Here is a 25,437-nt window from a genome sequence, read left to right on the forward strand (position 1 = left end):
AGATCGGGCTTCCGGACCGGGTAGTCGGCCTAGCGTCGATGGCAGCAGTATTCCGCTGTCGAAAGGCGAGGCGTCGGTTCGATGAACAACCCGGCGGATGAGTTGTCCGCATTGCGTGAGTTGGTGAATCACCGCGGCGTGGTGGAGATGCTCGACCAGTTGGCGCACGAGCCGAACACGGTGCGAGAGCTACGCGCGGCGCTCGGCATGCGCCGGCCGGAGGTGTCGCGGGTCGTGCGGCTGCTGGCCGCGTACGGCGTGGTCACCGCGAATGTGGCCGGCAGCTGGGACGAGCCGCTGGAGCCGACCGGACCCGTCCGATTGACCGGGAGCGGCTGGCGCATCGTCGAATTGCTGTCCAGCTTCACCGTGTGGGAAGCGCTCTACCGGCAGCCGAATTCCGCCCGCGACCGCTGAGCCGACCGCCCGGCACGCCCTCGGGAAAAGCGCGCGACCGGCCGGTAACCTCCGGTGCGATGTGCGGACCTCCGGCCGAAATCCGCGCGGAGGAGGATGGCGTGACGGTTACCCCGAGCACCCCGCAGGGAGACGTCTCCGCGGCGCCGGCGACCGGCGGGCACACCGGATCGCGACTCGCCCTGACGGTGGGCGCGCTGGGGGTGGTGTTCGGCGATATCGGCACCAGCCCGATCTACACGCTGCAGACGGTGTTCAATCCCGAAGACCCGCACCCGGTTCCGGTCAGCCGCGACAATATCTTCGGCGTGGTGTCGCTGGTGTTCTGGTCCGTGATGATCATCGTCACCGTCACCTACGTACTGCTGGCCATGCGCGCCGACAACGAGGGTGAGGGCGGCATCATGGCGCTCATCACCCTCTTGCGGCGGTGGACGTTGCCCGGCGGGCGGCGGACCGCCATGGCGCTGGCGGCGCTGGGCATCTTCGGGGCGTCACTGTTCCTGGGCGACAGCATGATCACGCCCGCCATCTCGGTGCTGTCGGCGGTCGAGGGCATGAAGACCGTGTCATCCGGCATGGACGAGTTCATCGTGCCGATCACCGCGGTGATCATCCTGGCCTTGTTCCTCGTGCAGCGGCGCGGCGGCGGTCGGCCGAGTGTTCGGCCCGATCATGATCGCCTGGTTCCTGGTGATCGGCGCGTGCGGGATCTCGGGCATCACCGAGCATCCGGAGATCCTGCGGGCCCTGTCGCCGACCTACGCGCTCGGATTCCTGTTCGGGCACTTCGGGATCGCGTTCTTCGCGCTGGCCGCCATCGTGCTGGCGGTCACCGGCGCCGAGGCCCTCTACGCCGACATGGGGCATTTCGGGCGCAGTGCGATCACCCGCGCCTGGCTGGTGCTCGTGTTCCCCGCCTGCGTGCTCAGCCATATGGGCCAGGGCGCGTTGATTCTCGACGACTCCGCCAACCTCAGCGCCCCGTTCTTCCTGCTCGCACCCGGCTGGGGCCGGCTGCCCATCGTGCTGCTCGCCACCGCCGCCACCGTCATCGCCTCCCAAGCCGTCATCACCGGCGCCTTCTCCGTGGCCGCGCAGGCCGCCCAGCTCGGCTACCTGCCACGGCTGCGGGTCGCCCACACCTCCGAATCGACCATCGGCCAGATCTACGTGCCGTGGATCAACTGGCTGCTGCTGGTCTCGGTGCTGACCCTGGTGTTCGCGTTCCGCAGCTCGGCGGCGCTAGCCTACGCGTTCGGTATGGCCGTCACCGGCACCATCACCATCACCACGCTGCTGTTCTTCTATGTGGCACGGGCGAAATGGCGGACACCGCTGTGGCTGGTGGCGCTCGGCGCGATCCCACTGCTCACCGTGGACCTGCTGTTCTTCGGCGCCAACATGACCAAGCTGGTGCACGGCGCGTGGCTGCCGCTGCTGATCGCGGTCATCGCGTTCACCATCATGACCACCTGGCAACGCGGCCGTGCGGTGGTCACCGCCGAGCGGGAACGCCGGGAGGGCTCGCTGCGCGAATTCGTGGACCGGCTCCGCACCGACGGGCCGGAGGTGATCACCGTCCCCGGCACCGCGATCTTCCTCAACCGCGGCAAGGAGACCGCGCCGCTGGCCATGCGCGCCAATGTCGAACACAATCACGTCCGCCACCGGCAGGTCGTCATCCTGACCATCCGCACCGACCTGGTGCCGCGGGTGCCGGAGCCGCAACGGATCTCGGTCGACCACCTCGGCTACTCCGACGACGGCGTCATCCACGTCACCGCCACCTACGGATACATGGAGACACCCGACGTCCCCGCGGCACTGCGCCTGCTCGACCCCGCCGACACCGAGGGCACGCTCGATCTGGACGAGGCGTCCTACTTCCTCTCCAAGATCGAGCTGCGCCGCGGCGACGAGCCGACCATGGCCGTGTGGCGGAAACAGCTGTTCATCGCCACCTCCCACATCACCGCCGACGCCGCCGAATACTTCGCGCTGCCCCGCGACCGCACGGTCACCATGGGGTCGCACATCGAGGTCTAGGCGGCGGGCCGTCCGGCCGAACGGGTCAGTCGCCGTTGGCGTTCGATCAGATCGATCAGTTCGTCGACGGCGGCCAGGGAAGAGAATTCATTGCGGGCGACCAGGCCGGGATAGTGGTCCGACAGGGCGACGAACGCGTCGTCCGACGACGACCGGAACACGTGGAAAGACGACAGACAGACATCCGTGTCGACGATGCCCATGATGGTTGCCTCTTCTACTGGTCTTTGACTGAGACCTTCGATTCAACCGCCGGACAGGGGCGTCGTGGGCGGCCTTGATGCATCCATTACCGCCGCCCACACCGGATTTCCGATTTCCTTACGCCGGGGGTGTCGCCCGTCACCAGCCGGATTCACGGAACATCGCGCCCGGATCGCGGTAGCCCGACTCCTCGGTCTCCACCGGCCGCGAATCCCGCTGGGGCGGAAGTTCTCCGGTCAAGGGCGGCAGCACCGAACGAAGGTCGGGCGCGCCGTCGATGAGATCGCTCAGCGAGAGCCCCGACCGCTGCTGCTGGAACCTGGCCACCAGCTCACGAACCTGCCGGGCCGCATCCGCCGCGGCCGCCGACGCCGCCCGGACGAAAGCGTCCGCGATCTCCGGATAACTCAAATCGGCTATCTCCGAACCGAATCGAACCTCGATCACCATGCCGTTCGCATCGGTCGCCACGGTCACCCGCTTCCGCACCGTCGCCCGCCCGGTGATCCCGGCCCGCTCCCCTTGAATTCGCGCGACCTCCCGCACCTGCCGACGCATCTCGTCCAGCAACTGCGCCATATCCGATCTGGCGTGTTCGTTCGACATGAAACTCTCCTTTCATAGTTGGCAAATCAGCGACGGAGCAGACTGCCCGTCAACTCATCCCGCCTCCGCCGGTCCCGACGGAGTGGACTCCGAAGGATCCGGCTCGGGCGTGGGTACGGGGTCGGGTATCGGAGTCGGCGTGGGGTCGGGTGCCGACGGTGTCGGTGTGGGTGGCTCCGGCGTGGGTGTGGGTGGTTCGGGTGTCGGTGTCGGTGTTTCTGGTGTCGGCGTCGGTGGGGTGGGGGTTGGCGGGTGCGGCGTGGGCGTGGGTGAAGGCGGGGTCGGCGCAGGCGAGGCCGGGGGAGTCGGTGCCGGGTCGGGTGTCGGGGTTGGCTCGGGTTCCGGGATCGGTTCGGGCGTCGGATCGGGTGTAGGTTCCGGATCGGGGGCTGGGGTCGGCTCCCAGACGGCGTCGGGGGGTGGCGCGGCGGCCGAGAACTGGGGAATGGGGGGCAGGCCGAAGTACCGCGGCGTGTACGGGATCTTCGAGGTGGTGTCGGGGAACTCGTCCGGCTCCAGTGCGGGTCGCGGCTCAGGCGCAGGTGCAGGTTGCGGTGTGGGCGTGGGCTGTGGGGTGGGTGCGGGATCCGCCGCGGTGTTCGCTTGCGCGCCTTCGGGGTTCCCGGCCTCGGGTAGCCCGGCCCGGATCTCGTTACGCAGTCCGAGGAACTCGTCGATCTGCTTCTGCAACTCCATCCGCTGCACCCGGAACTCCCCGGGCCGCAACCCGGCTCCCTCCAGTGCGGCGGTGCGATCCGCGAACTCGTCGGCCTTCTGCCCGAACGCGGCCTCCGCTGCCGCCCGCATCTGCTCCGGGCTCATCCCGTCCGGATCGATACCGAGGCGCCGCAACTTCTCCCGAGCGATGTCGAGTCCGTCTCCTGCGGAACGGGTCTCGGTGCTGGGCTCGACCTGTGGTGCGCTCGGGGTCACCGGCTTGGGGGTCGGCTGCGGCGCGGCGGGCTGGTGCGCGGGACTCGGCCCGGCGACCGGGGCCGCCGGGCCGGGGCCCGCGTGATGCTGCTCGAACAGTGAACGCAGCTGTCCCCGCAACGCCATGGTGTCGGCGATCTGCTGCTGAATGGCGTCGCGGCGCGCGAAGTACTCGGCCGGGCCCAGGTTCTGGTTGGGCAGATCGTCCGCGGCGGCGGTGAGTTCCCCGACCCGCCGCATCACCGCGTCGGCCGCCGCCCGTTCCAGTTCGCGCGGACTCATACCGTCCGGATCCACGCCCAGCGAACGCAATGAATCCCGCGCCTGGACAAGCGGATCCGGCGTACTCGTAGGTGACGGTGCTCCGTGCGATCCGGCCGGGGCACCTGCCGCACCTGCCCGCGCTTCGCCTTCCGGCGCACGGCCGTCACCAGCGCCCCGGTTGGCCGATTCGCCCGTCGACGCGGCACGGCTCTCGCCATGGGTGGCGCCGCCCTCCGAAATCTGCTGGTGCCCTTGGGGCCCCGCGGCGCGGCTTCCCGGCTCCGGCGTCCGCCCTTCCGTCTGCGGAGTCCGGCCTTCGGGGCCCGAGGGGCGGCCTTCTGAACCGGTGGCGTGGCTCTGCTGCGGGTGCGGTGTGCTTCCGCCCGGACCAGCCGCCTGATGAGCGGACTGCGGTGAAGCCTTCGCGGGAGTCTCGGCGTCGGGCGAGCCCGATCGCGGCTGTGCGCCACTCGGATCCGCCGAGCGCGCCGGGTGAGGCTCGCCCGCGCCGGCGTTGGAAGGGTCGCCTGCGCGAGGTGCGCCGCCCGTTCTCGCCGGGTCGCCCGCACGAGGCGCAGCACTGCCGGCGTTCGTCGGGTCGCTGGCGTGCGGTCCGTTGCCGTTGCCGTTGCCGGTTCGTGGTGGCGGCGTGCTGCCGTCGCCGCCACGGCCGGGAGGGTGTGGGCTTTCGCCGCCGCGCAGGGCGGGGTCCGCGGCGTTGAACGGGTGGGTTCCAGGGGCGTGGATGGCGGAGGCGTGGCGGAATCCCTTGCTGCCGCCGACGGTGATGCCGTAGGCGCCGGCGCTGGTGAGGATGCGGGGGTCCCAGGTCCAGCCGTTGGCGAAGCCGCCGATGCCCCAGGCGGCGAGGCCGCCGGCGATACCGGAGCCCGCGCCGACGGTCGCGCCTTTGACGGCGTTGGTGAAAGCGCCGCCCGGGAGGTGGATCTTGCCTGCTGCTTTGCCGAGGAGGGAGCCGGCGGGGCCGCCGACGGCGCCCGCCGCGGCGGCGGTGTAGGCGGTGGTGCCGACGCGTTCCCAGTCGATGCCGTCGCGGTGGCCCGCGCCGACCTGGTAGGCCTGGATCGCCAGGTCCTGACCGGCGCCGAGGACGGTGCTGAAGACCACGTGTTTGGCGGTGAATCTGGTGAGGGCCGCGAGGCCGGTCTTGGCGGCGAAGCGGGCGATCGCGCTCACCGCGCGCTCGCCGAGCAGCCGCACCGCCACGCGGGTGGCCCCGATCGCGAGCGCCTCCGACAGGGGAGCGGTGGGCGGGAACAGCCAGGCGGCGGCGATCTCCACGGCCAGCATGGCCAGTGAGGAGATGATCAGGATCTTGGTGTACTCGATCTCGGTGCCCAGGCCGTCGGCGGATTCGGCTACGGCGTCGAGGATCTCGGCGAGGTGCTCGAGGGATTCGGGGCCGTGGTCGAGGGCGTCGAGCGCCTTGGTCATGGCTTCGAGGCCGTCGCCCCACGGGTAGGCGTCGATCGTCGCGGTCTTGGCGGCCCGCAGGTCGGGGAGGAGTTCGCGCAGCTCGGCGGCGGCGGTGCGCCAGTCGCCGCCGATACCCCACATATCGTCTTCGTCGCCGTCGGGCCAATCCGATCCGGCGACCCAGCCGAGCCATTCCAGCTCGCCGGGAATATCGATGGACACGGGCTACCGGAAGCCGTTCCCGTTGCGTTTATCGGTGTGCGCCAGCAGATCCGCGGCCTTGTGCTGGCCGTCGGCGTAGGAGTCCAGGGTGTCGGCGGTCTTGGCGATACCCTCGGCGAGGTTCTCGTGCGCGGCGAGATACCCCTGCTCACCGTCCGCGAACGTGCTGCCGTAACCGTCGCCGCCCCACGCGGATCCCCTGGCCGCCAGCGACTTCTCCAGGGTGGCGCGGATTCCGTCCACCCGATCCCGCAGGTCCGCCATCTTCCCGGCGGCACCACGCAACTGTTCCGGCGTCACACCGACTTTCGCCGCCACCCGCACACCCCTTCCACTCCTCGAACGGATTCCGAGGTTGGCAGGTGGAATTCGCGCCGAGAAGGATGTGGGTCGCGAATTAACGTGCTCATGACGGTCTTTGCGTGATCTATTGACGAAAACGCAGCGGCAGAAGCGGATTTCACTCCGAGCGAAGGTCTCGCGACAGCGTCCAGAACAGGTCGATGTCGTTCACCAGTTCGGTCGGATAGGCCTGGAGCAGAACGTCTTTACCGTCTCGGGTGATCCACACGCCGATCAACCCTTCGTGCACGGTGATCCGACGCACCTGGATCCACAACGCCACCTGATTCCCGTGGATCGTCGTCCGTGTGATCCGGAACGGCCCGAACTCCAGCCGTACGCCCGCATCGAGCCGAGCCCGAGCGCCCGCCAGTCGCGCCGCCACGGCCGCGCCCACCAACGCGGGTCCCCACTGCTCGCGGCCGGGTATCCCGGCGGGGATGGTCACCGCCTCACCGGACGCGGTGCCGACCCGGTAGGTCAGCGACATCGGAGTCAGCGCAGTGCCATCCGTGCCTTCGGCGACGCGGCGCCACACCCGCATCTCGTCGAAGCGGACCGCCCGCGCCCCGTGGCACGTGGTCACGAGGATCCCGTGCTCGAACCAGTCCAGCCGCGCCCCGTGATCGGATCCGAGCCGAGCGGCCAGCCACGGCAGGTCCCACAGCAGCAGGCGGCCGCCCAGCACGGCAGCCGGTATCGCCGCGAGCACTCCGAGCGCGGTCGCGCCGCTCGCGAACCCGATGATCGCCGTCAACCCGCAGACCGCCACGATCGCCCCGGACACCAGATGAATCCGCGAATCCGCCCGCGCGGCGGCATAGCCGTGGCTGTACCGGCCGAGCCCGCTCACCGTTTCCCATTCCGCGTCAACTGACCTCATAGGCTCGGTCGTAACGCAACCGGGGGAGTGGGGTCGAGGGGGTGACCCGGTAATTTTTCGTCAAAGTGGCGGCCGGATCTTGTCCCGGATGCCGAGCGCCGGTTCTGATGGAGACATGGCAGACATGTGCCCGGAGCCCGCGCCTACCGCGTTGGAGCGCTTCGGCTTCGGCGGCGAGGACGAACCGCCGTCGCGTGGGTGCCGCCTGTTCTGACGGTCGAATCCGGCCGCGCACTCTTCGGTGATCCCACCGAACCCCTCTCGTGAGGCGGGCTTTCGCGCACCCTCACGCATTCTCCGAATGGATGGTCGATGACCCACTCCCCGTTTGCTTCCCGTACCGCGCTCGTCACCGGTGCGACCAGCGGCCTCGGGCTGGAGCTGGCCCGTCGCCTGGTCGACGGCGGCGCCACCGTGATCCTGCACGCCCCCGATCAGGACAGCGGCGATGCCGCGCTGGAACAGCTGGTCAAGGGCGGCGCCGAACCGCTGCGGCTGCGCCTGGTGACGGCTGACTTCTCGCACCTGGACGAGGTGGCCGCGCTCGCCGGTGAACTGGTTCGCACCCAGCCCGCACTGGATCTGCTGGTGAACAATGCCGCGATCCGCGGGCCCGAACGCCGAACCCGGACCCTGGACGGCAACGAGATCACCTTCCAGGTCAACTATCTCGCGCCCTACGTGCTCACCAAGGCGCTCGGGCCCGCTCTCGCCGCCGCCCGCGGCCGGGTCGTGAACGTCTCCTCAACCATGCACAAGGCGGGCGCCATCGGCTGGTACGACCTGGACCGGAAGAAGGGCTACTACCTGCCGTTGCCGGTCTACGCCCAGTCCAAGCTCGCCCTGACCATCTTCAGCCGTACCTTCGCCGAGGCGCAATCCGGTTCGGTGACCTCCATCAGCGTGGACCCCGGCAATATCAAGACCGGGATGCTGCCGTTCTACGGTCACGTCGGCCGCCCGGCGGCCGAAGTCGCGGCGGAACTCGCCCGGCTCTGTGATCCGGCGACCGAACTCGTCACCGGCGCGCACTACGTCCGCTCGGAACCGGCGGCGCCCGCGGCCCTGGTCGACAACCCATCCATCCGCGCCCGCCTGACCCGGTTGACTGCTCGGCTCACCGACATCGACTGACGGAACGAACCCCGGGGATCGCGGCCGAATTGCGTTGACACGCTGGACGCTGGTGTGGCTGGCTGGCTGTATGGGGCGAGTTGACCGGAAAGGGCCCGCCGGCGGATTGCGGGGCGGCGACCGTGGATCCGGCTGTGTCAGGGTGGCGGCGGTGGGTGATCTGCACTTGCGTGAAACCCTGCGTGGTCGCTTCCGTCCCGCTCTGATGGAGTTGGGTGAACGGGCGGACGTGCTGTTGCTGGCGGGTGATCTGACCAACGGCGGCACCTTGCGGGACACCGAGGTGCTGTGTGCGGAGATCGCCGACCTGCCGGTGCCGGTGGTCGCGGTCCTCGGGAACCACGATCACGACCGGCGCCTCGGGTTCCGGATCGCGGTGCGGCTCGGCGAGATCGGCGTTCACGTGCTCGACGGAACCGCGATCACCCTGCCGGTCAACGGCATTCGGCTCGGCATCGCCGGGGTGATGGGCGGTAGTGGCGGATTCCCGGGCCACCCAGGCACTCCCGACGAGGGCAGCGCCGAACACCGGGCGCGTTACCGCCGTGGGCCTGCCGACGCCGCCCGTCTGCGCGCCGCCCTCGAGTCCCTCGACTGCGAACTGCGCATCGCCCTGATGCATTTCTCGCCTGTCGTGGACACCCTGGTGGGCGAGCCGCCGAAGATCTATCCGGGGCTCGGCTGCTCGGAGCTCGCCGACGCCGTGGATGCGGGCGGCGCGCACCTCGCGATCCATGGACACGCCCACAACGGCACCGAGTTCGGGCGCACGCCGGCCGGGGTCGCGGTCCGCAATGTCTCCCACCCCGTCATCCGCTCGGCCTATCGGGTGTACGAGGTGCCCGTCGTGGGCGACAGGTAAACCGGGTCCGGGTATCCTTTTACGCAATCTGTACCAACGGTGCGCCGGGAAGTCTGGTCGGCCGGTCCGAAACCTCGGGCCGTATGTTCCGACCTGGGAGTTTCGATGCGGCGTCCGTTTTCGATCTTGACGAATATTGCTGCCGTGAAGGCCCGGCCGATCGTCGTATCCTGCAGTTATGCATGCCGCTCAGATGGCCGAGGAATACCCGGTGATCGATTTGGACTCCGACGCGATCGACGCCGCGAGGCTGCTGGCCGAGCATCGGCTGCCGGGGATCCTGGTGACCGACGCCGACGGGGCGCCGCATTCGGTGCTGCCCGCTTCGCAGGTGGTGCTGTTCATCGTGCCGACCTACGTCCAGGACGATCCGTCGCTGGCGGGGGTGCTGAACGAATCCATGTGCGGCCAGGTGGTGAAGCGGTTGCGCGGCAAGAAGGTCCGCGACGTGATCCCGGAACGGCTCACCAAGATCCCGGCCGCCAAGGCGGACGACAATATCGTCGAGGTCGCCGCGCTCATGGCGAAGTACAAGTCGCCGCTGGTGGCGGTGCAGGAGGGCGAGCGGCTGCTCGGTGTGATCACCTCGTCGCGGCTGCTCGAGGTGGCGCTGGCGAACTGAGCCCGCCGGGGCGGCGTCCGTGAACGTCGCCTTCGCCCTCGCGGTCTTCGCGATCGCCTATGTGCTGATCGCCTCCGAACGCGTCCACAAGACGACCGCGGCCCTGGTCGGTGGGGGCGCGGTGGTGGCGGTCGGCATCGTCGACGCCGACGACGTCTTCTACTCGCACGAGACCGGCATCGACTGGAACGTCATCTACCTGCTGCTCGGGATGATGATCATCGTCGGCGTGCTACGCCACACCGGCATCTTCGAGTACGTCGCGATCTGGGCGGCCAAGCGGGCCAAGGGATCCGCGCTGCGGGTGATGATCCTGCTGGTCCTGATCACCGCCACCGCCTCCGGATTTCTCGACAATGTGACGACCGTGCTGCTGATCGCCCCCGTCACCCTCCTGGTGTGCGAGCGGCTGGAGGTGTCGCCGACGCCCTTTCTCATCGCCGAGGTGCTGGCCTCCAATATCGGCGGCGCGGCCACCCTGATCGGTGACCCGCCGAACATCATCATCGGCAGCCGAGCGGGGTTGTCGTTCAACGACTTCTTCCTGAATCTGACCCCGATCGTGTTGATCGAACTGGCGGTGTTCACGCTGCTGCTGCCGCGGCTGTTCCGGGGCGCGTTCGACGTCGATCCCGAGCGGGCGGCCGACATCATGGGCCTGAACGAGCGCGAGGCCATTCGCGATCCGAAACTGCTGATCAAGTGCGGAATTGTGCTTGCGGCGGTTTTCGCGGGTTTCTTCGGCCACCCGATTCTCCACCTCGAGCCGTCCCTCGTGGCATTACTCGGAGCCGGTGCGCTGGTGTTGATTTCCGGTCTGCCACAACGTGATTACCTGGGCGCGGTGGAATGGGAGACCCTGCTGTTCTTCGCGGGCTTGTTCGTGATGATCGGGGCGCTGGTGAAAACCGGTGTGATCGGCCGTGCGGCGAAATTCGCGACCGAACTCACCGGTGGAAACGCGCTCGTGGCAACCATGCTGATACTGGTCGTCTCAGCGGTGCTGTCGGGGGTCATCGACAACATCCCGTACGTGGCGACCATGAGCCCACTGGTGGCGGAGCTGGCCGCGCACGTCGACCAGCCCGGCCGGGCGGACGCGCTGTGGTGGGCGCTGGCACTGGGTGCGGATTTCGGTGGCAATCTCACAGCAGTCGGGGCCAGCGCGAACGTGGTGATGCTCGGGATCGCGCGGCGTTCGGGCCATCCGATCTCGTTCTGGGAATTCACCCGGAAGGGCATTCTGGTGACGGCTGTCACTATTGCGGTGGCCGCTCCCTATCTCTGGTTGCGCTATTTCGTATTCGCCTGACCAGTGCAAATCGGTACATTCCGGACGTCTTCTGTGTGGCGATTGGGGATTTCCACGACCCCTGACCGACAATGGCAGCCGTCATGTCCATATCCAGCACCGATCATCCGACCGCGCCCGATCGCGACCGCCAGCCGGTCCCGGGCGCCCCCGTCAGGCCCGGCTCCTACCGACACGATCTGGACGGCCTGCGCGGCGTAGCTATCGCCCTCGTGGTCGCCTTCCACATCTGGGCCGGCCGGGTGTCGGGCGGCGTGGACGTGTTCCTGGTGCTGTCGGGCTTCTTCTTCACCGGCATGCTGGTGCGGCGCGCCGACACCGGCTCGGTGGGGGTGCTGCGGACCGTGCGGCGCACCCTGCGCAGACTGCTGCCCGCCATGGTGGTGGTGCTGGCCGCGGTGGTGGTGGCCGCGGTCGTGCTGCTGCCGCACACCCGCTGGTCCGATATCGCGGGGCAGACGCTGGCTTCGCTGTTCTACTACCAGAACTGGTATCTGGCGACGTCCTGGTCGGATTATCTGGCCGCGGATCCGTCGGTGAGCCCGTTGCAGCATCTGTGGTCGATGTCGGTGCAGGGGCAGATGTATCTGGCGCTGCTGCTGGTGGTGGCGCTGGTGGCGACCGGGCTGCGGCTCGCGTACACCTGGAAACGCGCTGCCGCGCATCCGATCGTGCGGCGGCTGGGCCGGGACGGGATGCTGCGGGTGACACTCGCGGTGGTGTTCGCGATCGCCGTGGTGATCTCGTTCAGTTATGCCGCCGAGGGTGTTTCGACCCAGCAGGGCTGGAACTACTACGACACCTTCGCGCGCGCCTGGGAACCGCTGGCGGGAGCGTTGCTCGCGCTCTGCGCGCCCCTGATCCGGCTGCCCACGCCCGCGCGGGAAGCGCTGGCCTGGATGGGAATCGCGGTGATCGCCTGCTGCGGCTGGGTGGTCAACGGCGTCCTGGTGTTCCCCGGTCCCGCCGCCCTGATCCCCGTGCTGGCCACCGCCGCACTGATTCTCGCGGGCGCGGGCCGCGACACCGCCGATCAGCCGGTGGTGAACCGGCTGCTGGCCACCGGCCCGATCGTGCAGCTGGGTGGTTTCGCGTACGCGCTGTACCTGTGGCACTGGCCGATTCTGATCTTCTATCTGGGTGAGCAGCATCAGCGCCGGGCCGGAGCGCTGGACGGCCTGGTCATCATCGTGGTCTCGCTGCTGCTCGCCTACGTCACCCACCATCTGGTGGAGGAGCCGCTGCGGGAGCGTTCCAAGCCCGCGACAGTCCCGCAGCGCGGTCGCGTGGCCACCGGACTGTCCCGTCTGCTCGTCGGCCGGTTGGCCGGTCGCGCGCTCGCGGTCCCGGTCCGTCTGCTCGCCGGGCGGGGCGGTCTGCTCACCGGCATCGCGGTCACGACTGTCGGTGTGCTGCTGCTGGGTTCGACGGTGGCGTGGCAGTGGAACAACGGCGCGAAGGCGCACGCTGTCGGCCAGCTGGATCCGGCGAAGTACCCGGGCGCGGCGGCGCTCACCGATCACGCCCTGGTGCCGCGCGCGCCCATGCGCCCCACCACGGAGGAAGCCCCCGCCGATATCGCCTACCCGACGCGCGACGGCTGCATCTCCGACTTCGACACCCGCGCGGTGATCACCTGCACCTACGGTGACCAGAACGCCCATCGCACCATCGCGGTGGTCGGCAATTCCCATGCCGAGCACTGGATTCCGGCACTGCAACTGCTCGGCGAGCAGTATCGCTTCCGTGTCGTCGTCTACCTGAAGATGGGCTGCCCGCTGACGGTCGCCGAGGAGCCGATGTACAAGGGCCAGCAGAACCCGGACTGCCGTGACTGGTCGGGCGAGGTCATCGACCGCCTCGGCATCGAGCGCCCCGACTACGTCTTCACCACCGCCACCCGCCCCAGCGACAATGGTGGCGACGAGACCCCGCAGGACTACATCGACGTCTGGTCGGCCCTGTCCGACCGCGGCCTCGAGGTCATCGGCATCCGCGACACCCCGTGGTTGCGCCGCAACGGCATCCGCTACCGCGCCATCGACTGCCTGGCCAGCGGCGGCGACCGGGTGAGCTGCGGTCTGAAGCGCTCCGAGGCCCTCTCGCCCCTGAACCCCGCCGAGGACCCCGCGTCCGCCTTCCCGAACATGCACCTGATCGACCCCAACGACGCGGTCTGCGAGCCCGTCGTCTGCGCCGTCGTCGAGGGCAACATCCTCGTCTACCACGACGAACACCACCTGACCGCGAGCTACGCGCGCTCCCTGGCCCCCGAGCTCGGACGCGAACTGCGCCCGATTCTCGGCTGGTGGTGATCCCGCTTCGCGGGTGTGTGCGAGACTGCTTGGACTGCAACGGGTATCGAGCAAGTACGCGAGGAGTCGGGTGTCTTTCGAACGGTGGAGCGCGAGTTGGGAATCGGTACCGCTGTCCGAGGCGGTGAAGCGCTACGACATCGGCAAAGCCAGCGACGACCACGTGGAGGATCTGGAAGACCTCTTCGAGGAGGAGCCGGAGTACTTCTTCGTGCACCAGGGCGACCTGACCGTCGACGGGTCGTTGTCGATCGGGAACGATCCCGGTCTGGCGGAGGACACCGTGTACGTCATCGATGGCGACCTGACGGTCGACGGGCCGATGCGCTTTCTGAACGGAGACGTCTACACGCCGCTCTACGTCACCGGCTCGGTCACCGCGCGCCACCTGATGTGCCTGCTGGACAGCAACCTTTTCATCGGCGGCTCGCTCACCGTCGGGGGCCTGCTGATGACGGAGTTCTCCGACATGGGGATGCTCGCCGTGCACGGCGCCGCGACAGCGGGGGCGTGGTTCGAGGCCGGGGACAGGGGCGAGGTCGTCTTCCTCGGTGATGTGAAGGCCCCGCGAGTGCGGGTGTCCGAGGCCGACGTCCTGTTGCCCGAGTTCCTGGACGGGGACATCGAGGATGCCGCGGACAAGCTCTGGGCCGCGGCCCTCGAAGGACGTCCCCTGCTGCGCCCCTGATTCCGGCTATTGCGAGACGGAACCTAGCCGCCGAGCGGCTCCAGCCGGAGCGGGACGCCGATGCGGTTCCACAGGTTGATCTGGGCGGTCACCGCGACCAGGCCGGCCCGCTGGCCGTCGTCGAAGTGCTTCTCGACGCCCGCCCAGATCTCGTCGCTCACCCCGTGCGGGCCGAGCTGCGTTGTTGCCTCGGCGTATTCGAGCGCGGCCCGCTCGGCCGGGGTGAACAGCGCCGACTCGCGCCAGGCGTTGAGATGCCAGAGGCGACGCTCGGTCTCTCCTTCCTTGCGGGCCTCGGTGGAGTGCATGTCGATGCAGAAGAGGCAGCCGTTGATCTGGGAGACCCGGATCTTCACCAGCTCGCGCACGGTGGCGTCGAGCGGGCCGCGCCGGATCGCGGTCTCGGCGGCGAGCCAGGCCTGGTAGACCTCGGGAGCCGCCTCGTGCATGGTCAATCGCGACATGGTGTCGTCCTTCCTGGGATCGTGTACCCCTTGGACGAGACAGGTCCTGCGGACGTGACGGGCGGGCCGCTGTGGCCTCGATCACACTCACGGTACGGTGGTCGCGCTGCCGTTGCCTTGTATTAGCCGAAATTGGCCGAAACACCCCAAGGCGGACAATAATCCGCACGTGGGAACCGTTCTACTGATCGCCCTGAGTCTGTTGTGCTTCGTCACCGGACCCGCGATGGCACTGGTCATCGTGGCTGCGGTGCGCAGGTCCACCCGGCATGTCGCCGCCGAACTCCGGCGTGGCGCGGATGAATCGGGTTCCGGTGGATCGGTCACGCGATCCACCGGAACCCGATCCGGCACCGGTCACCCCTGAGCCGGTGCGCGGGAGCGCCCGCTACGGCCGCGTCAGTGAGGCGTAGCGGGCAATGTGCTGGTCGGTGGTGCCGAACTCGTACTGGACGGCGGTCAGGCGCTTGAAGAAGTGGCCGATGGCGAGTTCCTCGGTCATGCCCATGGCGCCGTGCAACTGCACCGACTCCTGGCCGATCTTGCGGGCGGCGCGGCCCACGGTGGCCTTGGCGGCCGAGGCCGCGCGGGCCCGCTCGGCGGCGGGGGCGTCCAGCTTCAGGGTCACCAGATACGTTGCGGCCACGGCCTGTTCGAGCTCCAGCAGCATGTCCACCATGCGGTGCTGCAACGCCTGGAAGCTGCCGATCGCGACGCCGAACTGGCGGCGTTGCTTGGCGTAGGCGACGGTGTCGTCGACCACCTTGCGCATGGCCCCGACCGTCTCCGCGCACACCGCCGCGATGGCCTCGTCCACGGTCGCGGCGATGGCCTCGCCGGCGGACGCGAGCAGCAGGGCGTCGGCGGGGACGCGCACACCGTCGAAGGTCAGGTCGGCGGCCTGACGCTCGTCGATGGTGCGGTAGACGCGCGCGGTCAGACCCGCGGGCGGCGCGGCCGGGTCGACATCGACGGCGAACAGCGCGATCTCGCCGTCCGCGACCGCGGTCACCAGCAGGTGGGTGGCCAGCGGGGCCGCGGTCACCACCGTCTTCTCGCCGGTGATCACCCAGTCGTCGCCGTCGCGCACCGCCGTGGCCGCCACCGCGGTGTAGTCGTAGCCGGATCGCGGTTCCAGCGCGGCGAATCCGGTCACCACCTCACCGGCGGCGATGCCCGCCAGCAGATCCTCGGCGCGCTTGCCGGTGGCGCGGCGCAGCAGGCCGCCGCCCACCACCACGGTGTCCACGTACGGCTCCAGCACCAGGGCCGCGCCCAGCGCCTCGGCGATGATCATGGTCTCGACCGGTCCGCCCCCGATGCCGCCCGCCGACTCCGGCAGGCTGGCCCCGAGAATCCCGACCTCCTCGGCCAGTCCGCGCCAGATCTCCGGCTGCCACCCGGCCCCGGTGCGCGCCGCGGCCCGGCTCGCCTCCAGGGGGTAGCGGGCCGTCAGGAACTCGGTGACGGTGTCACGCAGCAGTTCTTGTTCCGCGGTGAAAGAGAAGTCCATGTCACAGTCCCAGGGTGGCTTTGGCGATGATGTTGCGCTGAATCTCGTTGCTACCGGCGTAGATCGAGCCGGCGCGGTCGTTGAAGTACCGCAGCGGGGCGACCGCCTGCCACTCCTCGCCCGCCACGAAACCGTCGGCGGGCGGAGTGAAGTCGGCGATCGGGCCGCCCGGCATGGTGGCGTGCGGCTGATAGGCGCGGCCGCGCGGCCCCGCTGCCTCCAGCGCCAGCTCGGTGAGCGCCTGGCTCAGCTCGGTGCCCAGGATCTTGAGCGTGGACGCCGCCGGACCTGGGTCCTTGCCGCTGGAAACCAGTGCGAGCGTGCGGTATTCGAGGATCTCCAGCACATCGGCGCGCAACCGGGCATCGGCCAGCTTGGCGGCGAAGGCGGGGTCGTCGATGAGCGCGCCGCCGCCCGGGGCGACCTGCTCGGTCGCGGCCTGTGCCAGCTCCTCGGCCATCACCTGCAGGGCCGGGGCCACCGCGCCGCCGCCGCGCTCGAAGTTGAGCAGGAACTTGGCCACGGTCCAGCCGTCGTCGATCTGCCCCAGCACGTTCCCCTTCGGGACCCGGACCTGGTCGAAGAACACCTGGTTCTGCACCTGCTCGCCGGAGGTCATGACCAGCGGCCGGATCTCGATGCCCGGGGTGCGCATGTCGATCAGCACGAAGGTGATGCCCTGCTGCTTCTTGGCCTGCTTGGAGGTGCGGACCAGGGCGAAGATCCAGTTCGCCTCGGTGGCGTGGGTGGTCCAGATCTTGGAGCCGGTGACCACCAGGTCCTCGCCGTCGGCGACCGCGGCCATGGACAGCGAGGCCAGGTCCGACCCGGCCTCGGGCTCGGAATAGCCCTGGCAGAAGAAGACCTCGCCGGTGAGGATGCCCGGCAGGAAGAAGTCCTTCTGTTCCTTCGTGCCGAACGCCATGATCGCGTGCGAGACCATGCGAATCCCCATGGGGGACAGGTTCGGCGCCCCGGCCAGGGTGCACTCGCGGCCGAAGATGTAGTGCTGGGTCAGGCTCCAGTCGCAGCCGCCGTACTTCACCGGCCACGCCGGGGCGGCCCAGCCGCGCTCGTGCAGGATGTGCTGCCACTCCATGCTGGCCTCGTGGTCCGGGTAGACGCTGGTCGCCAACCGTCCCGCTCGGCGTAGATCGTTCGTTAACTTTTCGTCGAGAAAGCTGCGCACTTCATCACGAAACGCCAGATCAGCAGGCGACCAGTCAAGGTCCACGATGACTCCTTGTCCGAGAACTGGCACCAACCATCTCACCGCATCCCCCCTGCTGGCAAATGTGCTGGCACCCGCCCTCACTTGAATCCCTTGAACATTCCAATGTGGAGGTTTATCCTGGATTTACGTTCCACAATGGAATATCCGGCAGCGCCCGACCGTCAAGGATCGATATGGACATCACCACCGGCACCCGCGCCTCCGACGCCGAGCGCGCCCAGATCGCCGATCTGCTGGGCCGCCACCTGTCCGAAGGCCGCCTGGACCTCGCCGAATACAACGACCGCCTCACCAGCGTCTACGCCACCGCTACCCGCGAAGACCTCCAGCTCGTCCTGCGGGACCTGCCGAAGCTCTCGAAGACCGTTGCCCCGCAGACCACTTCGCGCACGCGCCTCCCGCTCTGGCAGCGGATCGAGGGCAGCGCCTGGCTCGGCGTGAGCCTGCTGTGCCTGTTCATCTGGGCCGCGATCTCGGTGGCCGCAGGCGAATTCACCTACCCCTGGCCCATCTGGGTCATCGGCCCCTGGGGTGCGGTGCTGATCTTCCGTGTCGTCATGGGCTGGGAATCCACCGCTTGGAACCGCTACGCGCCCGCTGACCCGCGACCCGGATCGCGTCGTGGCGCAGAAGGGACGCGGGGTCGGCATACTCGGGGCAATCTTCGGGGAACGGGTAGTCTGAGCCGCTGTGCACCTGAAGAGTCTGACGTTGAAGGGGTTCAAGTCCTTCGCGTCCGCGACGACGTTGCGATTGGAGCCGGGGATCACCTGCGTGGTGGGGCCCAACGGGTCGGGCAAGTCGAACGTCGTCGACGCGCTCACCTGGGTGATGGGTGAGCAGGGCGCGAAAGCGCTGCGGGGCGGGAAGATGCAGGATGTCATCTTCGCCGGCACCGCGGGCCGTGCCCCGCTCGGTCGTGCCGAAGTCACGCTGACCATCGACAACTCCGACGGGGTGCTGCCCATCGAGTACTCGGAAGTGTCGATCACCCGCCGCATGTTCCGCGACGGCGCCGGCGAGTACGAGATCAACGGCAACTCCTGCCGGTTGATGGACGTGCAGGAACTGCTGTCGGACTCCGGTATCGGCCGGGAGATGCACGTCATCGTCGGTCAGGGTCAGCTCTCGGCGATCCTGGAATCGCGGCCGGAGGATCGGCGGGCCTTCATCGAGGAGGCCGCGGGCGTGCTCAAGCACCGGCGGCGCAAGGAGAAGGCGGTCCGCAAGCTGGACGCCATGCAGGCCAATCTGGCCCGCCTCACCGACCTCACCACCGAACTGCGCAGGCAGCTCAAGCCGCTGGGCCGGCAGGCCGAGGTGGCGCGTCGCGCCGCGACCGTCCAGTCCGAACTGCGGGACGCCCGATTGCGGCTCGCCGCCGACGATCTGGTCAGCCGCCGCCGCGAACTCGAGAGCCAGCAGAGCAAGGAGGCCTACGCGCGTGAGCAGCACGTCACCGTGCAGGCCGAACTCGACGCCGCCAATGCCGCACTGGCACAGCAGGAGTTCGAGCTGTCCAAGCTGACCCCCAGCGCCGAGGCCGCCGCCCAGACCTGGTTCCAGCTGTCCGCGCTGACCGAACGCGTCAACGCCACTATCCGGATCGCGCGGGATCGCGCGCGCAACCTGACCATCGAGCAACCGACCGGCACCGGCCGGGATCCGGAACAGCTGGAGCGCGAAGCGGATCGGGTCGAGGCCGAAGAGGCCGAACTGCGCGAAGCCGTCGAAATCGCCACCGAGACGCTGGAAGCGGCCCGCGAGCAACTCTACGAACGCGAGCAGGCCGCCAAGGCCGCCGAGCAGGCGCACCTGGCCGCGGTCCGCGCCGTCGCCGACCGCCGCGAGGGCCTGGCCCGGCTCTCCGGCCAGGTCGACACCCTGCGCATCCGCGCCCAGTCCGTGGACGGCGAGGTGGCCCGCATGTCCACCGCCATCGCGGAGGCCCGCCGCCGCGGCGAGGACGCCAATGCCGAATTCGAGTCCGTGCAGGGCGAACTCAATGAACTCGACGCGGGTGAGGAAGGCCTCGACCACGCCTACGAGCACGCCGCCCAGGCCCTCGCCTTGGCCGACCAGCGCGTCACCGAACTGCGCGAACAGGACCGCGAGGCCGGCAAACGCGTCGCCTCCCTCACCGCCCGCATCGAAGCCCTCGCCATGGGCCTGCGCCGCAAGGACGGCGCGGCCTGGCTGCTCGAGCATCGCGCCGACGGACTGCTCGGCCCGCTGTCCGGCCTGATCCGCGTGCACGGCGGCTTCGAGTCCGCGGTCGCCGCGGCCCTGGGCCCGCTGGCCGACGCCGTGGCCGCCGACACCGGGCCAGCCGCGCACGCCGCGGTGCGCGCGCTCAAGGAGAGCGACGGCGGCCGCGCCGCCCTGGTCTACGCCGACGCCGCGGCCCTGCCTGCGGCGCAGGCGAATTCACCCCTGCCCGGCTCGGCCCGCTGGCTCGCCGACGTGGTCGACTGCCCCGCCAACCTGCGCGGCGCGATCACCGCCCTCACCGCGGGCATCGCCGTCGCCGACGACCTCGCCACCGCCGCGCAGGTCATCGCCGCGCGCCCGGAACTGCGGGTGGTCACCCGCGACGGCGACATCACCGGCAGCGGCTGGCTGCTCGGCGGCTCCGACCGCGCCCCCAGCCAGCTCGAGGTGCAGGCCGACATCGATTCCGCCACGGCCGAATTGGCGTCCTGGCAGCGGCAGGCCGAGGAACTGGAAGCCGCGCTCGCCGGGGCGCTGGCCGAGCAGACCGACCGCAAGGAAGCCGTCGACCACGCCCTGCTCGCCCTGCACGAATCCGACCAGGCCCTGGTCGCCATCTACGACCGGCTCGGCCGCCTCGGCCACGCCGCCCGCGGCGCCCAACGCGAATGCGACCGGCTGCTGGCCCAGCGCGCCGACGCCGAGACCGGCCGCGAGGAAACCCTCGCCAAGCTCGCCGAACTCGAGGACCGGCTGCGCCACGCCGAGAACGAACAGGCCGACCTGGACCCGGAATCCGCGGGCACCGAGACCGCCGGGTACGCCCGCGAGGAGGCCGCCGCCGCCCTCGCCGAGGTCCGCTCCATGGAGGTCGAGGCCCGCCTGGCCGTGCGCACCGCCGAGGAACGCGCGGAATCGGTACGCGGCAAGGCCGATTCGCTGCGCCGCGCCGCCCGCGCCGAACGCGAGAACCGGGCCCGCGCCGAACGCGCCCACGCCGCCCGCCGCCAGGCCGCCGCGCTGGCCGCCGTGGTCGCGGCCTCCGCGGAGAAGATCGCCGCCGAACTCGAGCAGGTGGTGGCCCAGGCCGCCGTACGCCGCGACGAATTGGTGCGCCGCCGTGGCGAATACGCCGCCCAGGTGGATCAGACCAAGGAGCGTGCACGCGCCCTGACCACCCAGCTCGCCCAGCTCACCGACGCCGTGCACCGCGACGAGGTGGCCCGCGCCCAGGCCGCGCTGCGCATCGAACAGGTCGAGACCACCATCTCCGAACAGTTCGGCGTCAGCCTCGACGACCTCATCGCCGAATACGGCCCCGACGTCCCCACGCCGCCCACCGCGCTGGAGATGATCGAGTACGAGCAGGCCCGCGAGCGCGGCGACACGGTCAGCGAACCGCAGCCCATGCCCTACGACCGCGCCACCCAGGAACGCCGCGCCAAGCGCGCCGAGAAGGACCTGGTCACCCTCGGCAAGGTGAATCCCCTTGCGCTGGAGGAGTTCGCGGCCCTCGAGGAGCGCTACACGTTCCTCAACACCCAGCTCGAGGACGTCAAGAAGGCCCGCCAGGACCTGCTCGACGTGGTCGCCGAGGTCGACGAGCGCATCCTGCAGGTCTTCACCGAGGCCTACGAGGACGTGGAACGCGAGTTCACCGGCGTCTTCGGCCGCCTGTTCCCCGGCGGTGAGGGGCGGCTGCTGCTCACCAATCCCGCGGACATGCTCACCACCGGCGTCGAGGTCGAGGCCCGCCCGCCGGGCAAGAAGGTCAAGCGGCTGTCGCTGCTCTCCGGTGGCGAGAAGTCCTTGGCCGCCGTCGCTTTCCTGGTGTCGATCTTCCGCGCCCGGCCCTCGCCCTTCTATGTGATGGACGAGGTCGAGGCCGCGCTGGACGACACCAACCTGCGCCGGCTCATCGGACTGTTCGAGCAGCTGCGGGAGAAGAGCCAGCTGATCGTGATCACCCACCAGAAGCCGACCATGGAGATCGCCGACGCCCTCTACGGCGTCAGCATGCGCGGTGACGGCATCACGCAGGTGATCTCGCAGCGGATGCGCGGGGAGAACCTGGTCGGCGCGACGTCGTAGATTCGCTACAGTGTCCCGCTCAGCGGGAATTCATCCCGATGTCGGAGTGAAACACCTGCGCGTCCCATTGCGTTGCCGCTAGCGTCCGGCCCCATGAAGCGCTCCATCGCCGTCCTGGCCGCCGGACTCGCCGTCGGACTCGCCGCTCCGCTCCCGCTCGCCCTCGCCGACACCGGATCCGCCGGGTCCGGCTCGGGCACGGGATCCCTGTCCGGCTCCGGCGGCAGCAAGGCCGACCTCCCGCCCTACAGCCAGTGGATCAGCGACGTCACCACCGTCGCCAACGCCGCCCAGGCCTACCTCACCACCGCGCTGCCCGGCGTCACCAAGCCCGCCATCGTCCTCGACATCGACAACACCTCGCTGGAGACCAGCTACAACGCGGCGCCCATCACCCCGGCCATCCCGCCCATGCTGGCGCTGGCCAAGTGGGCGAAAAGCCAAGGCGCGTCGATCATCTTCGTCACCGGCCGCCCCTCGGTGATGAACATCTACACCCAGATCAACCTGACCACGGTCGGCTACCCGGTCGACGGCCTCTACGGCGGCGGCCTCACCACCGGCTCCGCGGGCGCGGGCGCGCTCGCCGACTACAAGACCGCCACCCGCGCCTCGATCGAGGCCCAGGGCTACACCATCGTCGCCAATATCGGCAACAGCGCCTCCGATCTGTCCGGCGGCCACGCCCAGCAGACCTTCAAGCTGCCCGACTACAACGGCGCGCTGAACTGATCCACCCGGACCCCGATCGAGCGCGCGCTCGTCAATCCAGCAGCGACTTCAACCGCGCCGCACCGGATTCGGCGAGCCACGCCTCGAAAGTCCGCAACCCGGGATGGATCTCGCGGACCGCCGGGATATCGGCGTGCCAGCCCCGGCCCTCCCGGGACAGCCGCCAGACCACACCGACCTCGGGGCCCATGGCCTCGGCGTCGGCCTGCGACGCCTCCACGTAACGGACCTGGTGGCCGGTCGCGGCGGTGATGGCCGCCGCGGCCTCGGTCATGGTGAGCGCGTCACCGGCCAACTCCAGGACCTCGCCGTGGAAGCGGGCCGGATCGTCGAAGGCCAGCTGCGCGATCACCGCGATGTCCTCGATCGCGATGGACTGGACCGGCTTGTCGGCCGGGAACAGATGCCGGTGCACGCCGTCGTTGATGCCGTCCACCGGGAAACCCTGCATGAGGTAGTTCTCCATGAACCGGGCCGGACGCAGGATCGTCCAGTGCAGGCCGCTCGCGCGCAGCGCCTCTTCCACCCGGCGTTTGCCCTGCGCACCCCACTGGCCGTCCTCGGTCAGCGAGGCGACGGTCGTGAACACGATGTACTCGACCCCGGCCGCGGCCGCCGCGTCGAGGAAAGCGTCGCCGCGCGCGACCTCCAGGCCGACATCCCAGCCCTCGGGGCCGAAGGCGGCCGGCGGCACCAGGAATGCCGCACCCACGCCCGCCAGCGCCGGGGCCAGGGTCTCGGGCCGGTCGAAGTCGCCGACGGCGAGCTCCGCGCCCGCCGCGGCGAGGGCCTGCGCCGCAGCCGATTCCGGGTCACGCACCAGGACGCGCACCGACCGGCCGGTGTCGAGCAACCGGCGCGCGGTGACGCCACCCTGCTTGCCGGTCGCGCCGGTCACCAGGATCAGGTCGTTCCGAGAGGACGCCAGATTCTTCCGAGAAGACATTCTCATCCGTTCGTTCGGTAGTATTCGGGTCGGTTGACCCGGATAAGAACGCTAGGACCACCGCGTTTCCATTGGCCAGCACCGGAAAGGACGCGCGTAACGAAATGCCCGCACCCACCACCAGCCTCGCCCCCCATGCCCGCGCCGACGCGCGCCGCAATCGCGCCCTGGTCCTGGCCGCCGCCCAGCGCGCTCTCGCCGACGGCGGGCTCGCGGTCTCCCTGGCCGAGGTGGCCCGCCGCGCCGGGGTCGGCGCGGGCACCGTGTACCGCCATTTCCCCACCAAGACCGCGCTGCTGGAAGCCGTTATGCAGCAACGCATCGACCGGCTCACCGGTCTGGGTCACCGGTTGCGCGACGCCCCCGACGCGGGGGCCGCCTTCTTCGGCTTCTGCACCGAGGTCATCACCTCCAGCCATCGCAACCAGGCCGTGTGCGACATGGTCAACAATGACGGCTGGCCGCGGGAACTGGTGCGCGACGCCGGAGCCCGTTTCCACGCCGTCCTCGGCGACCTGCTCACCGCCGCCCAGCGCCAGGGCTCCGTCCGCGTCGACCTCACCGTTCCCGACGTCCTCGCCCTGTTCACGGGATGTGTTGCGATCCAACGTCTGTCCCCGGACCGCGAACTGTCCCGCCCCGCCGCCCTGGTCCTGGACGCCATGCGCGCCCGGCCTCCGGCGCAGTCCGTAACGAAACGCGGGAACACGATCGCCGCCCGTGACGAAACGGCCATCCGTGACGAAACCCCGGCCCCGCACTGCCCGATCTGCGCCACCCCGATCCGGCCGACCGGCACCGGCCGCCCCGCCCGCTATTGTTCGGCAGCCTGCCGGCAGAAGGCCCACCGCCGCCGCCACGCGGTGCCCGCCTGACCTCACCGCCCGGCCCCCGATGAAAGCCGTTGGGGCCCTTCGTGACCTGCGTGTGCCCAAACGGATGCGAAGGTGTGACGAGGGGGTGTAATCGGTGAAAAATACTGGTAGAAGGCCATATCCGGCGTTGCGGTATGCCCCCCCGAACCGCCGGCGGGGCAGTACGCTCCCTGCGTGGTTTGGGTGTCGGCCGCGGCGTTCGGTGCCGCATGGTGGCTCGGTTTGTATCTATTGGCGCGGGATCCGCGAAAGCTGTTGTTACGCAGAGCGGCAATCGGATTGCTGGCGTTCGCCGCCGCGGTGGTGGCGGATCGGATGGCAGGGGGAAGTCCCTGGTTCGACGGTGTGCGCATCGTGCTGGTGTGCGCACCGGTACTGGCCTTCAGCGGTGTCTTCGTGCGGCTGCTGCCCGCCGGGGTGGAACGAGTCGACCGCTGGTGGCGGGTCGGGCTGGTGCCGCTGTGCGCGGTGCTGGCCATGCCCGCCGCGGGCGGTTTCCTGCCCGCGGGCTACGTGCTCGGCGCGGTCACCCTGCTGGCCCTGCTCGGCACCATGCTGGCCATGCTCGGCGAGCAGGCCGAATGGTCCGAGGACTCACGGCGTTCCGCGGCCGGGCTGCTCACGGTGGGCGCGCTGCTGCTCGGGATGAGCGCGGCGCTCATCCTGCTCGGGTTCAACGTGCTGCCCAGCACGGCCATGCTGTCGGTGACCGCCGCCGACCTGGTGGTGCTGGGCCTGGGGATCGCGGTGCTCGACGCCTACGACGAGGGTGAGGCGCTGCGCGCGGACATGACCCACTCGCTGGTCATCTCGGCGGCCACCGCGGCCGTGTTCGGCGGCCAGGCGGCGCTCACCCTGGCCCTGGCGGGGGAGCGGCCCGCGCTGGTGGCGCTGTTCTTCGGGGCCATCGCCGGTTCCATCACCCTGCAGGTGCTCAACGGCCCGCTGCACGCGGGCGCGGACCGGGTGGCGTTCGCCTCCGATCCGCGCCTGTTCGCGGCCCGCGTCGAATTGCGCAGCGCCACCGAGGCTTTACTGCGCAAGGGCGCCGACGACTAGAGCGGGGCGTCGACGACTGGAG

Annotated in this window: 22 protein-coding genes and 1 pseudogene; 14 read left to right on the top strand and 9 right to left on the bottom strand. The window is 69.6% G+C overall.

The genetic code is table 11. The features are described 5' to 3' along the window. Positions 1 to 81 precede the first annotated feature (81 nt). Complete coding sequence (locus tag ACQP06_RS10180) at positions 82 to 417, top strand: winged helix-turn-helix transcriptional regulator (protein WP_433671986.1); 336 nt, start codon at positions 82 to 84, stop codon at positions 415 to 417. Positions 418 to 476: 59 nt separating this feature from the next. Continuing rightward, a pseudogene (locus ACQP06_RS10185) lies at positions 477 to 2,466 on the top strand (potassium transporter Kup). Here the strand turns inward: ACQP06_RS10185 and ACQP06_RS10190 are convergent. The 5 genes from ACQP06_RS10190 to ACQP06_RS10210 form a co-directional block, all read right to left on the bottom strand. After that, positions 2,463 to 2,669 (bottom strand): hypothetical protein, encoded by a 207-nt coding sequence (locus ACQP06_RS10190; protein WP_433671987.1) that lies wholly within the window; start codon positions 2,667 to 2,669, stop codon positions 2,463 to 2,465. The pseudogene ACQP06_RS10185 and the gene ACQP06_RS10190 sit on opposite strands and share 4 nt — an antisense overlap. A gap of 139 nt (positions 2,670 to 2,808) precedes the next feature. Further along, positions 2,809 to 3,276 (bottom strand): YbaB/EbfC family DNA-binding protein, encoded by a 468-nt coding sequence (locus ACQP06_RS10195; protein ID WP_433671988.1) that lies wholly within the window; start codon positions 3,274 to 3,276, stop codon positions 2,809 to 2,811. Between the two features lie 54 nt (positions 3,277 to 3,330). Then, positions 3,331 to 6,132: a hypothetical protein gene (locus ACQP06_RS10200; protein ID WP_433671989.1), complete on the bottom strand. Its 2,802-nt coding sequence runs from the start codon at positions 6,130 to 6,132 to the stop codon at positions 3,331 to 3,333. A gap of 3 nt (positions 6,133 to 6,135) precedes the next feature. Beyond that, positions 6,136 to 6,450, bottom strand: a complete 315-nt coding sequence (locus ACQP06_RS10205) for a WXG100 family type VII secretion target (RefSeq protein ID WP_433671990.1) — start codon at positions 6,448 to 6,450, stop codon at positions 6,136 to 6,138. A gap of 142 nt (positions 6,451 to 6,592) precedes the next feature. Next, positions 6,593 to 7,357 carry a DUF6585 family protein gene (locus ACQP06_RS10210; protein WP_433671991.1) on the bottom strand — a complete coding sequence of 255 codons (765 nt, stop codon included), beginning with the start codon at positions 7,355 to 7,357 and terminating at the stop codon, positions 6,593 to 6,595. Positions 7,358 to 7,669: 312 nt separating this feature from the next. Here ACQP06_RS10210 and ACQP06_RS10215 point away from each other — a divergent pair, with 312 nt between their 5' ends. The 6 genes from ACQP06_RS10215 to ACQP06_RS10240 all read left to right on the top strand — a co-directional run bounded on the left by ACQP06_RS10215 (position 7,670) and on the right by ACQP06_RS10240 (position 14,290). Further along, positions 7,670 to 8,491: an SDR family NAD(P)-dependent oxidoreductase gene (locus tag ACQP06_RS10215; RefSeq protein WP_433671992.1), complete on the top strand. Its 822-nt coding sequence runs from the start codon at positions 7,670 to 7,672 to the stop codon at positions 8,489 to 8,491. 151 nt (positions 8,492 to 8,642) lie between these two features. Further along, positions 8,643 to 9,353 carry a metallophosphoesterase family protein gene (locus ACQP06_RS10220; RefSeq protein ID WP_433671993.1) on the top strand — a complete coding sequence of 237 codons (711 nt, stop codon included), beginning with the start codon at positions 8,643 to 8,645 and terminating at the stop codon, positions 9,351 to 9,353. A gap of 178 nt (positions 9,354 to 9,531) precedes the next feature. Further along, the gene (locus tag ACQP06_RS10225; protein WP_433671994.1) at positions 9,532 to 9,975 is read left to right on the top strand and encodes a CBS domain-containing protein; all 444 of its coding nucleotides are present in this window, start codon (positions 9,532 to 9,534) and stop codon (positions 9,973 to 9,975) included. A 19-nt stretch (positions 9,976 to 9,994) separates the two neighbouring features. Next, positions 9,995 to 11,287 carry an SLC13 family permease gene (locus ACQP06_RS10230; RefSeq protein WP_433671995.1) on the top strand — a complete coding sequence of 431 codons (1,293 nt, stop codon included), beginning with the start codon at positions 9,995 to 9,997 and terminating at the stop codon, positions 11,285 to 11,287. A gap of 83 nt (positions 11,288 to 11,370) precedes the next feature. Further along, entirely contained in the window at positions 11,371 to 13,602 is a 2,232-nt protein-coding gene (locus ACQP06_RS10235; RefSeq protein ID WP_433671996.1) for an acyltransferase family protein, read from the top strand. Positions 13,603 to 13,672: 70 nt separating this feature from the next. Next, positions 13,673 to 14,290, top strand: a complete 618-nt coding sequence (locus tag ACQP06_RS10240; RefSeq protein WP_433671997.1) for a hypothetical protein — start codon at positions 13,673 to 13,675, stop codon at positions 14,288 to 14,290. A gap of 23 nt (positions 14,291 to 14,313) precedes the next feature. Here the strand turns inward: ACQP06_RS10240 and ACQP06_RS10245 are convergent, their stop codons facing one another. Continuing rightward, a complete protein-coding gene (locus ACQP06_RS10245; RefSeq protein WP_433671998.1) occupies positions 14,314 to 14,754 on the bottom strand; it encodes a carboxymuconolactone decarboxylase family protein in 441 nt (146 codons plus the stop codon). Positions 14,755 to 14,923: 169 nt separating this feature from the next. Here ACQP06_RS10245 and ACQP06_RS10250 point away from each other — a divergent pair, with 169 nt between their 5' ends. After that, a complete protein-coding gene (locus ACQP06_RS10250) occupies positions 14,924 to 15,121 on the top strand; it encodes a hypothetical protein (protein ID WP_357092590.1) in 198 nt (65 codons plus the stop codon). A 21-nt stretch (positions 15,122 to 15,142) separates the two neighbouring features. Here ACQP06_RS10250 and ACQP06_RS10255 read toward each other — a convergent pair whose 3' ends face one another. After that, positions 15,143 to 16,267 carry an acyl-CoA dehydrogenase family protein gene (locus tag ACQP06_RS10255; protein WP_433671999.1) on the bottom strand — a complete coding sequence of 375 codons (1,125 nt, stop codon included), beginning with the start codon at positions 16,265 to 16,267 and terminating at the stop codon, positions 15,143 to 15,145. Between the two features lies 1 nt (position 16,268). Then, positions 16,269 to 17,501, bottom strand: a complete 1,233-nt coding sequence (locus tag ACQP06_RS10260; protein ID WP_433672000.1) for an acyl-CoA dehydrogenase family protein — start codon at positions 17,499 to 17,501, stop codon at positions 16,269 to 16,271. A 173-nt stretch (positions 17,502 to 17,674) separates the two neighbouring features. On the opposite strand from ACQP06_RS10260, the gene ACQP06_RS10265 reads away from it, so the two are divergent. From ACQP06_RS10265 to ACQP06_RS10275, 3 genes are all read left to right on the top strand, one after another. Continuing rightward, a complete protein-coding gene (locus ACQP06_RS10265) occupies positions 17,675 to 18,340 on the top strand; it encodes a DUF1707 SHOCT-like domain-containing protein (protein ID WP_433672001.1) in 666 nt (221 codons plus the stop codon). Then, complete coding sequence (gene smc, locus ACQP06_RS10270; protein ID WP_433673281.1) at positions 18,249 to 21,803, top strand: chromosome segregation protein SMC; 3,555 nt, start codon at positions 18,249 to 18,251, stop codon at positions 21,801 to 21,803. Before ACQP06_RS10265 ends, smc begins: the two co-directional genes overlap by 92 nt. A 93-nt stretch (positions 21,804 to 21,896) precedes the next feature. Further along, the gene (locus ACQP06_RS10275) at positions 21,897 to 22,535 is read left to right on the top strand and encodes an HAD family acid phosphatase (RefSeq protein ID WP_433672002.1); all 639 of its coding nucleotides are present in this window, start codon (positions 21,897 to 21,899) and stop codon (positions 22,533 to 22,535) included. Positions 22,536 to 22,566: 31 nt separating this feature from the next. Here the strand turns inward: ACQP06_RS10275 and ACQP06_RS10280 are convergent, their stop codons facing one another. After that, positions 22,567 to 23,481, bottom strand: a complete 915-nt coding sequence (locus tag ACQP06_RS10280; RefSeq protein ID WP_433672003.1) for an NmrA family NAD(P)-binding protein — start codon at positions 23,479 to 23,481, stop codon at positions 22,567 to 22,569. A 104-nt stretch (positions 23,482 to 23,585) separates the two neighbouring features. On the opposite strand from ACQP06_RS10280, the gene ACQP06_RS10285 reads away from it, so the two are divergent. Continuing rightward, a complete protein-coding gene (locus ACQP06_RS10285) occupies positions 23,586 to 24,356 on the top strand; it encodes a TetR/AcrR family transcriptional regulator (protein ID WP_433672004.1) in 771 nt (256 codons plus the stop codon). A gap of 174 nt (positions 24,357 to 24,530) precedes the next feature. Then, positions 24,531 to 25,415, top strand: a complete 885-nt coding sequence (locus ACQP06_RS10290; protein ID WP_433672005.1) for a hypothetical protein — start codon at positions 24,531 to 24,533, stop codon at positions 25,413 to 25,415. The last annotated feature ends 22 nt before the right edge of the window (positions 25,416 to 25,437 follow it).

The organism is Nocardia sp. CA-136227 (assembly GCF_050955695.1).
Classification (GTDB): Bacteria; Actinomycetota; Actinomycetes; order Mycobacteriales; family Mycobacteriaceae; genus Nocardia.

Bases quoted from the DNA above. Each gene is read 5' to 3' on its own strand.
- ACQP06_RS10255 (WP_433671999.1), bottom strand. From the start codon at position 16,267: ATGGACTTCTCTTTCACCGCGGAACAAGAACTGCTGCGTGACACCGTC.
- ACQP06_RS10280 (WP_433672003.1), bottom strand. From the start codon at position 23,481: ATGTCTTCTCGGAAGAATCTGGCGTCCTCTCGGAACGACCTGATCCTG.
- ACQP06_RS10265 (WP_433672001.1), top strand. From the start codon at position 17,675: ATGGACATCACCACCGGCACCCGCGCCTCCGACGCCGAGCGCGCCCAG.
- ACQP06_RS10180 (WP_433671986.1), top strand. From the start codon at position 82: ATGAACAACCCGGCGGATGAGTTGTCCGCATTGCGTGAGTTGGTGAAT.
- ACQP06_RS10215 (WP_433671992.1), top strand. From the start codon at position 7,670: ATGACCCACTCCCCGTTTGCTTCCCGTACCGCGCTCGTCACCGGTGCG.
- ACQP06_RS10195 (WP_433671988.1), bottom strand. From the start codon at position 3,276: ATGTCGAACGAACACGCCAGATCGGATATGGCGCAGTTGCTGGACGAG.
- ACQP06_RS10245 (WP_433671998.1), bottom strand. From the start codon at position 14,754: ATGTCGCGATTGACCATGCACGAGGCGGCTCCCGAGGTCTACCAGGCC.
- ACQP06_RS10285 (WP_433672004.1), top strand. From the start codon at position 23,586: ATGCCCGCACCCACCACCAGCCTCGCCCCCCATGCCCGCGCCGACGCG.
- ACQP06_RS10235 (WP_433671996.1), top strand. From the start codon at position 11,371: ATGTCCATATCCAGCACCGATCATCCGACCGCGCCCGATCGCGACCGC.
- ACQP06_RS10225 (WP_433671994.1), top strand. From the start codon at position 9,532: ATGCATGCCGCTCAGATGGCCGAGGAATACCCGGTGATCGATTTGGAC.
- ACQP06_RS10190 (WP_433671987.1), bottom strand. From the start codon at position 2,669: ATGGGCATCGTCGACACGGATGTCTGTCTGTCGTCTTTCCACGTGTTC.
- ACQP06_RS10210 (WP_433671991.1), bottom strand. From the start codon at position 7,357: ATGAGGTCAGTTGACGCGGAATGGGAAACGGTGAGCGGGCTCGGCCGG.
- ACQP06_RS10275 (WP_433672002.1), top strand. From the start codon at position 21,897: ATGAAGCGCTCCATCGCCGTCCTGGCCGCCGGACTCGCCGTCGGACTC.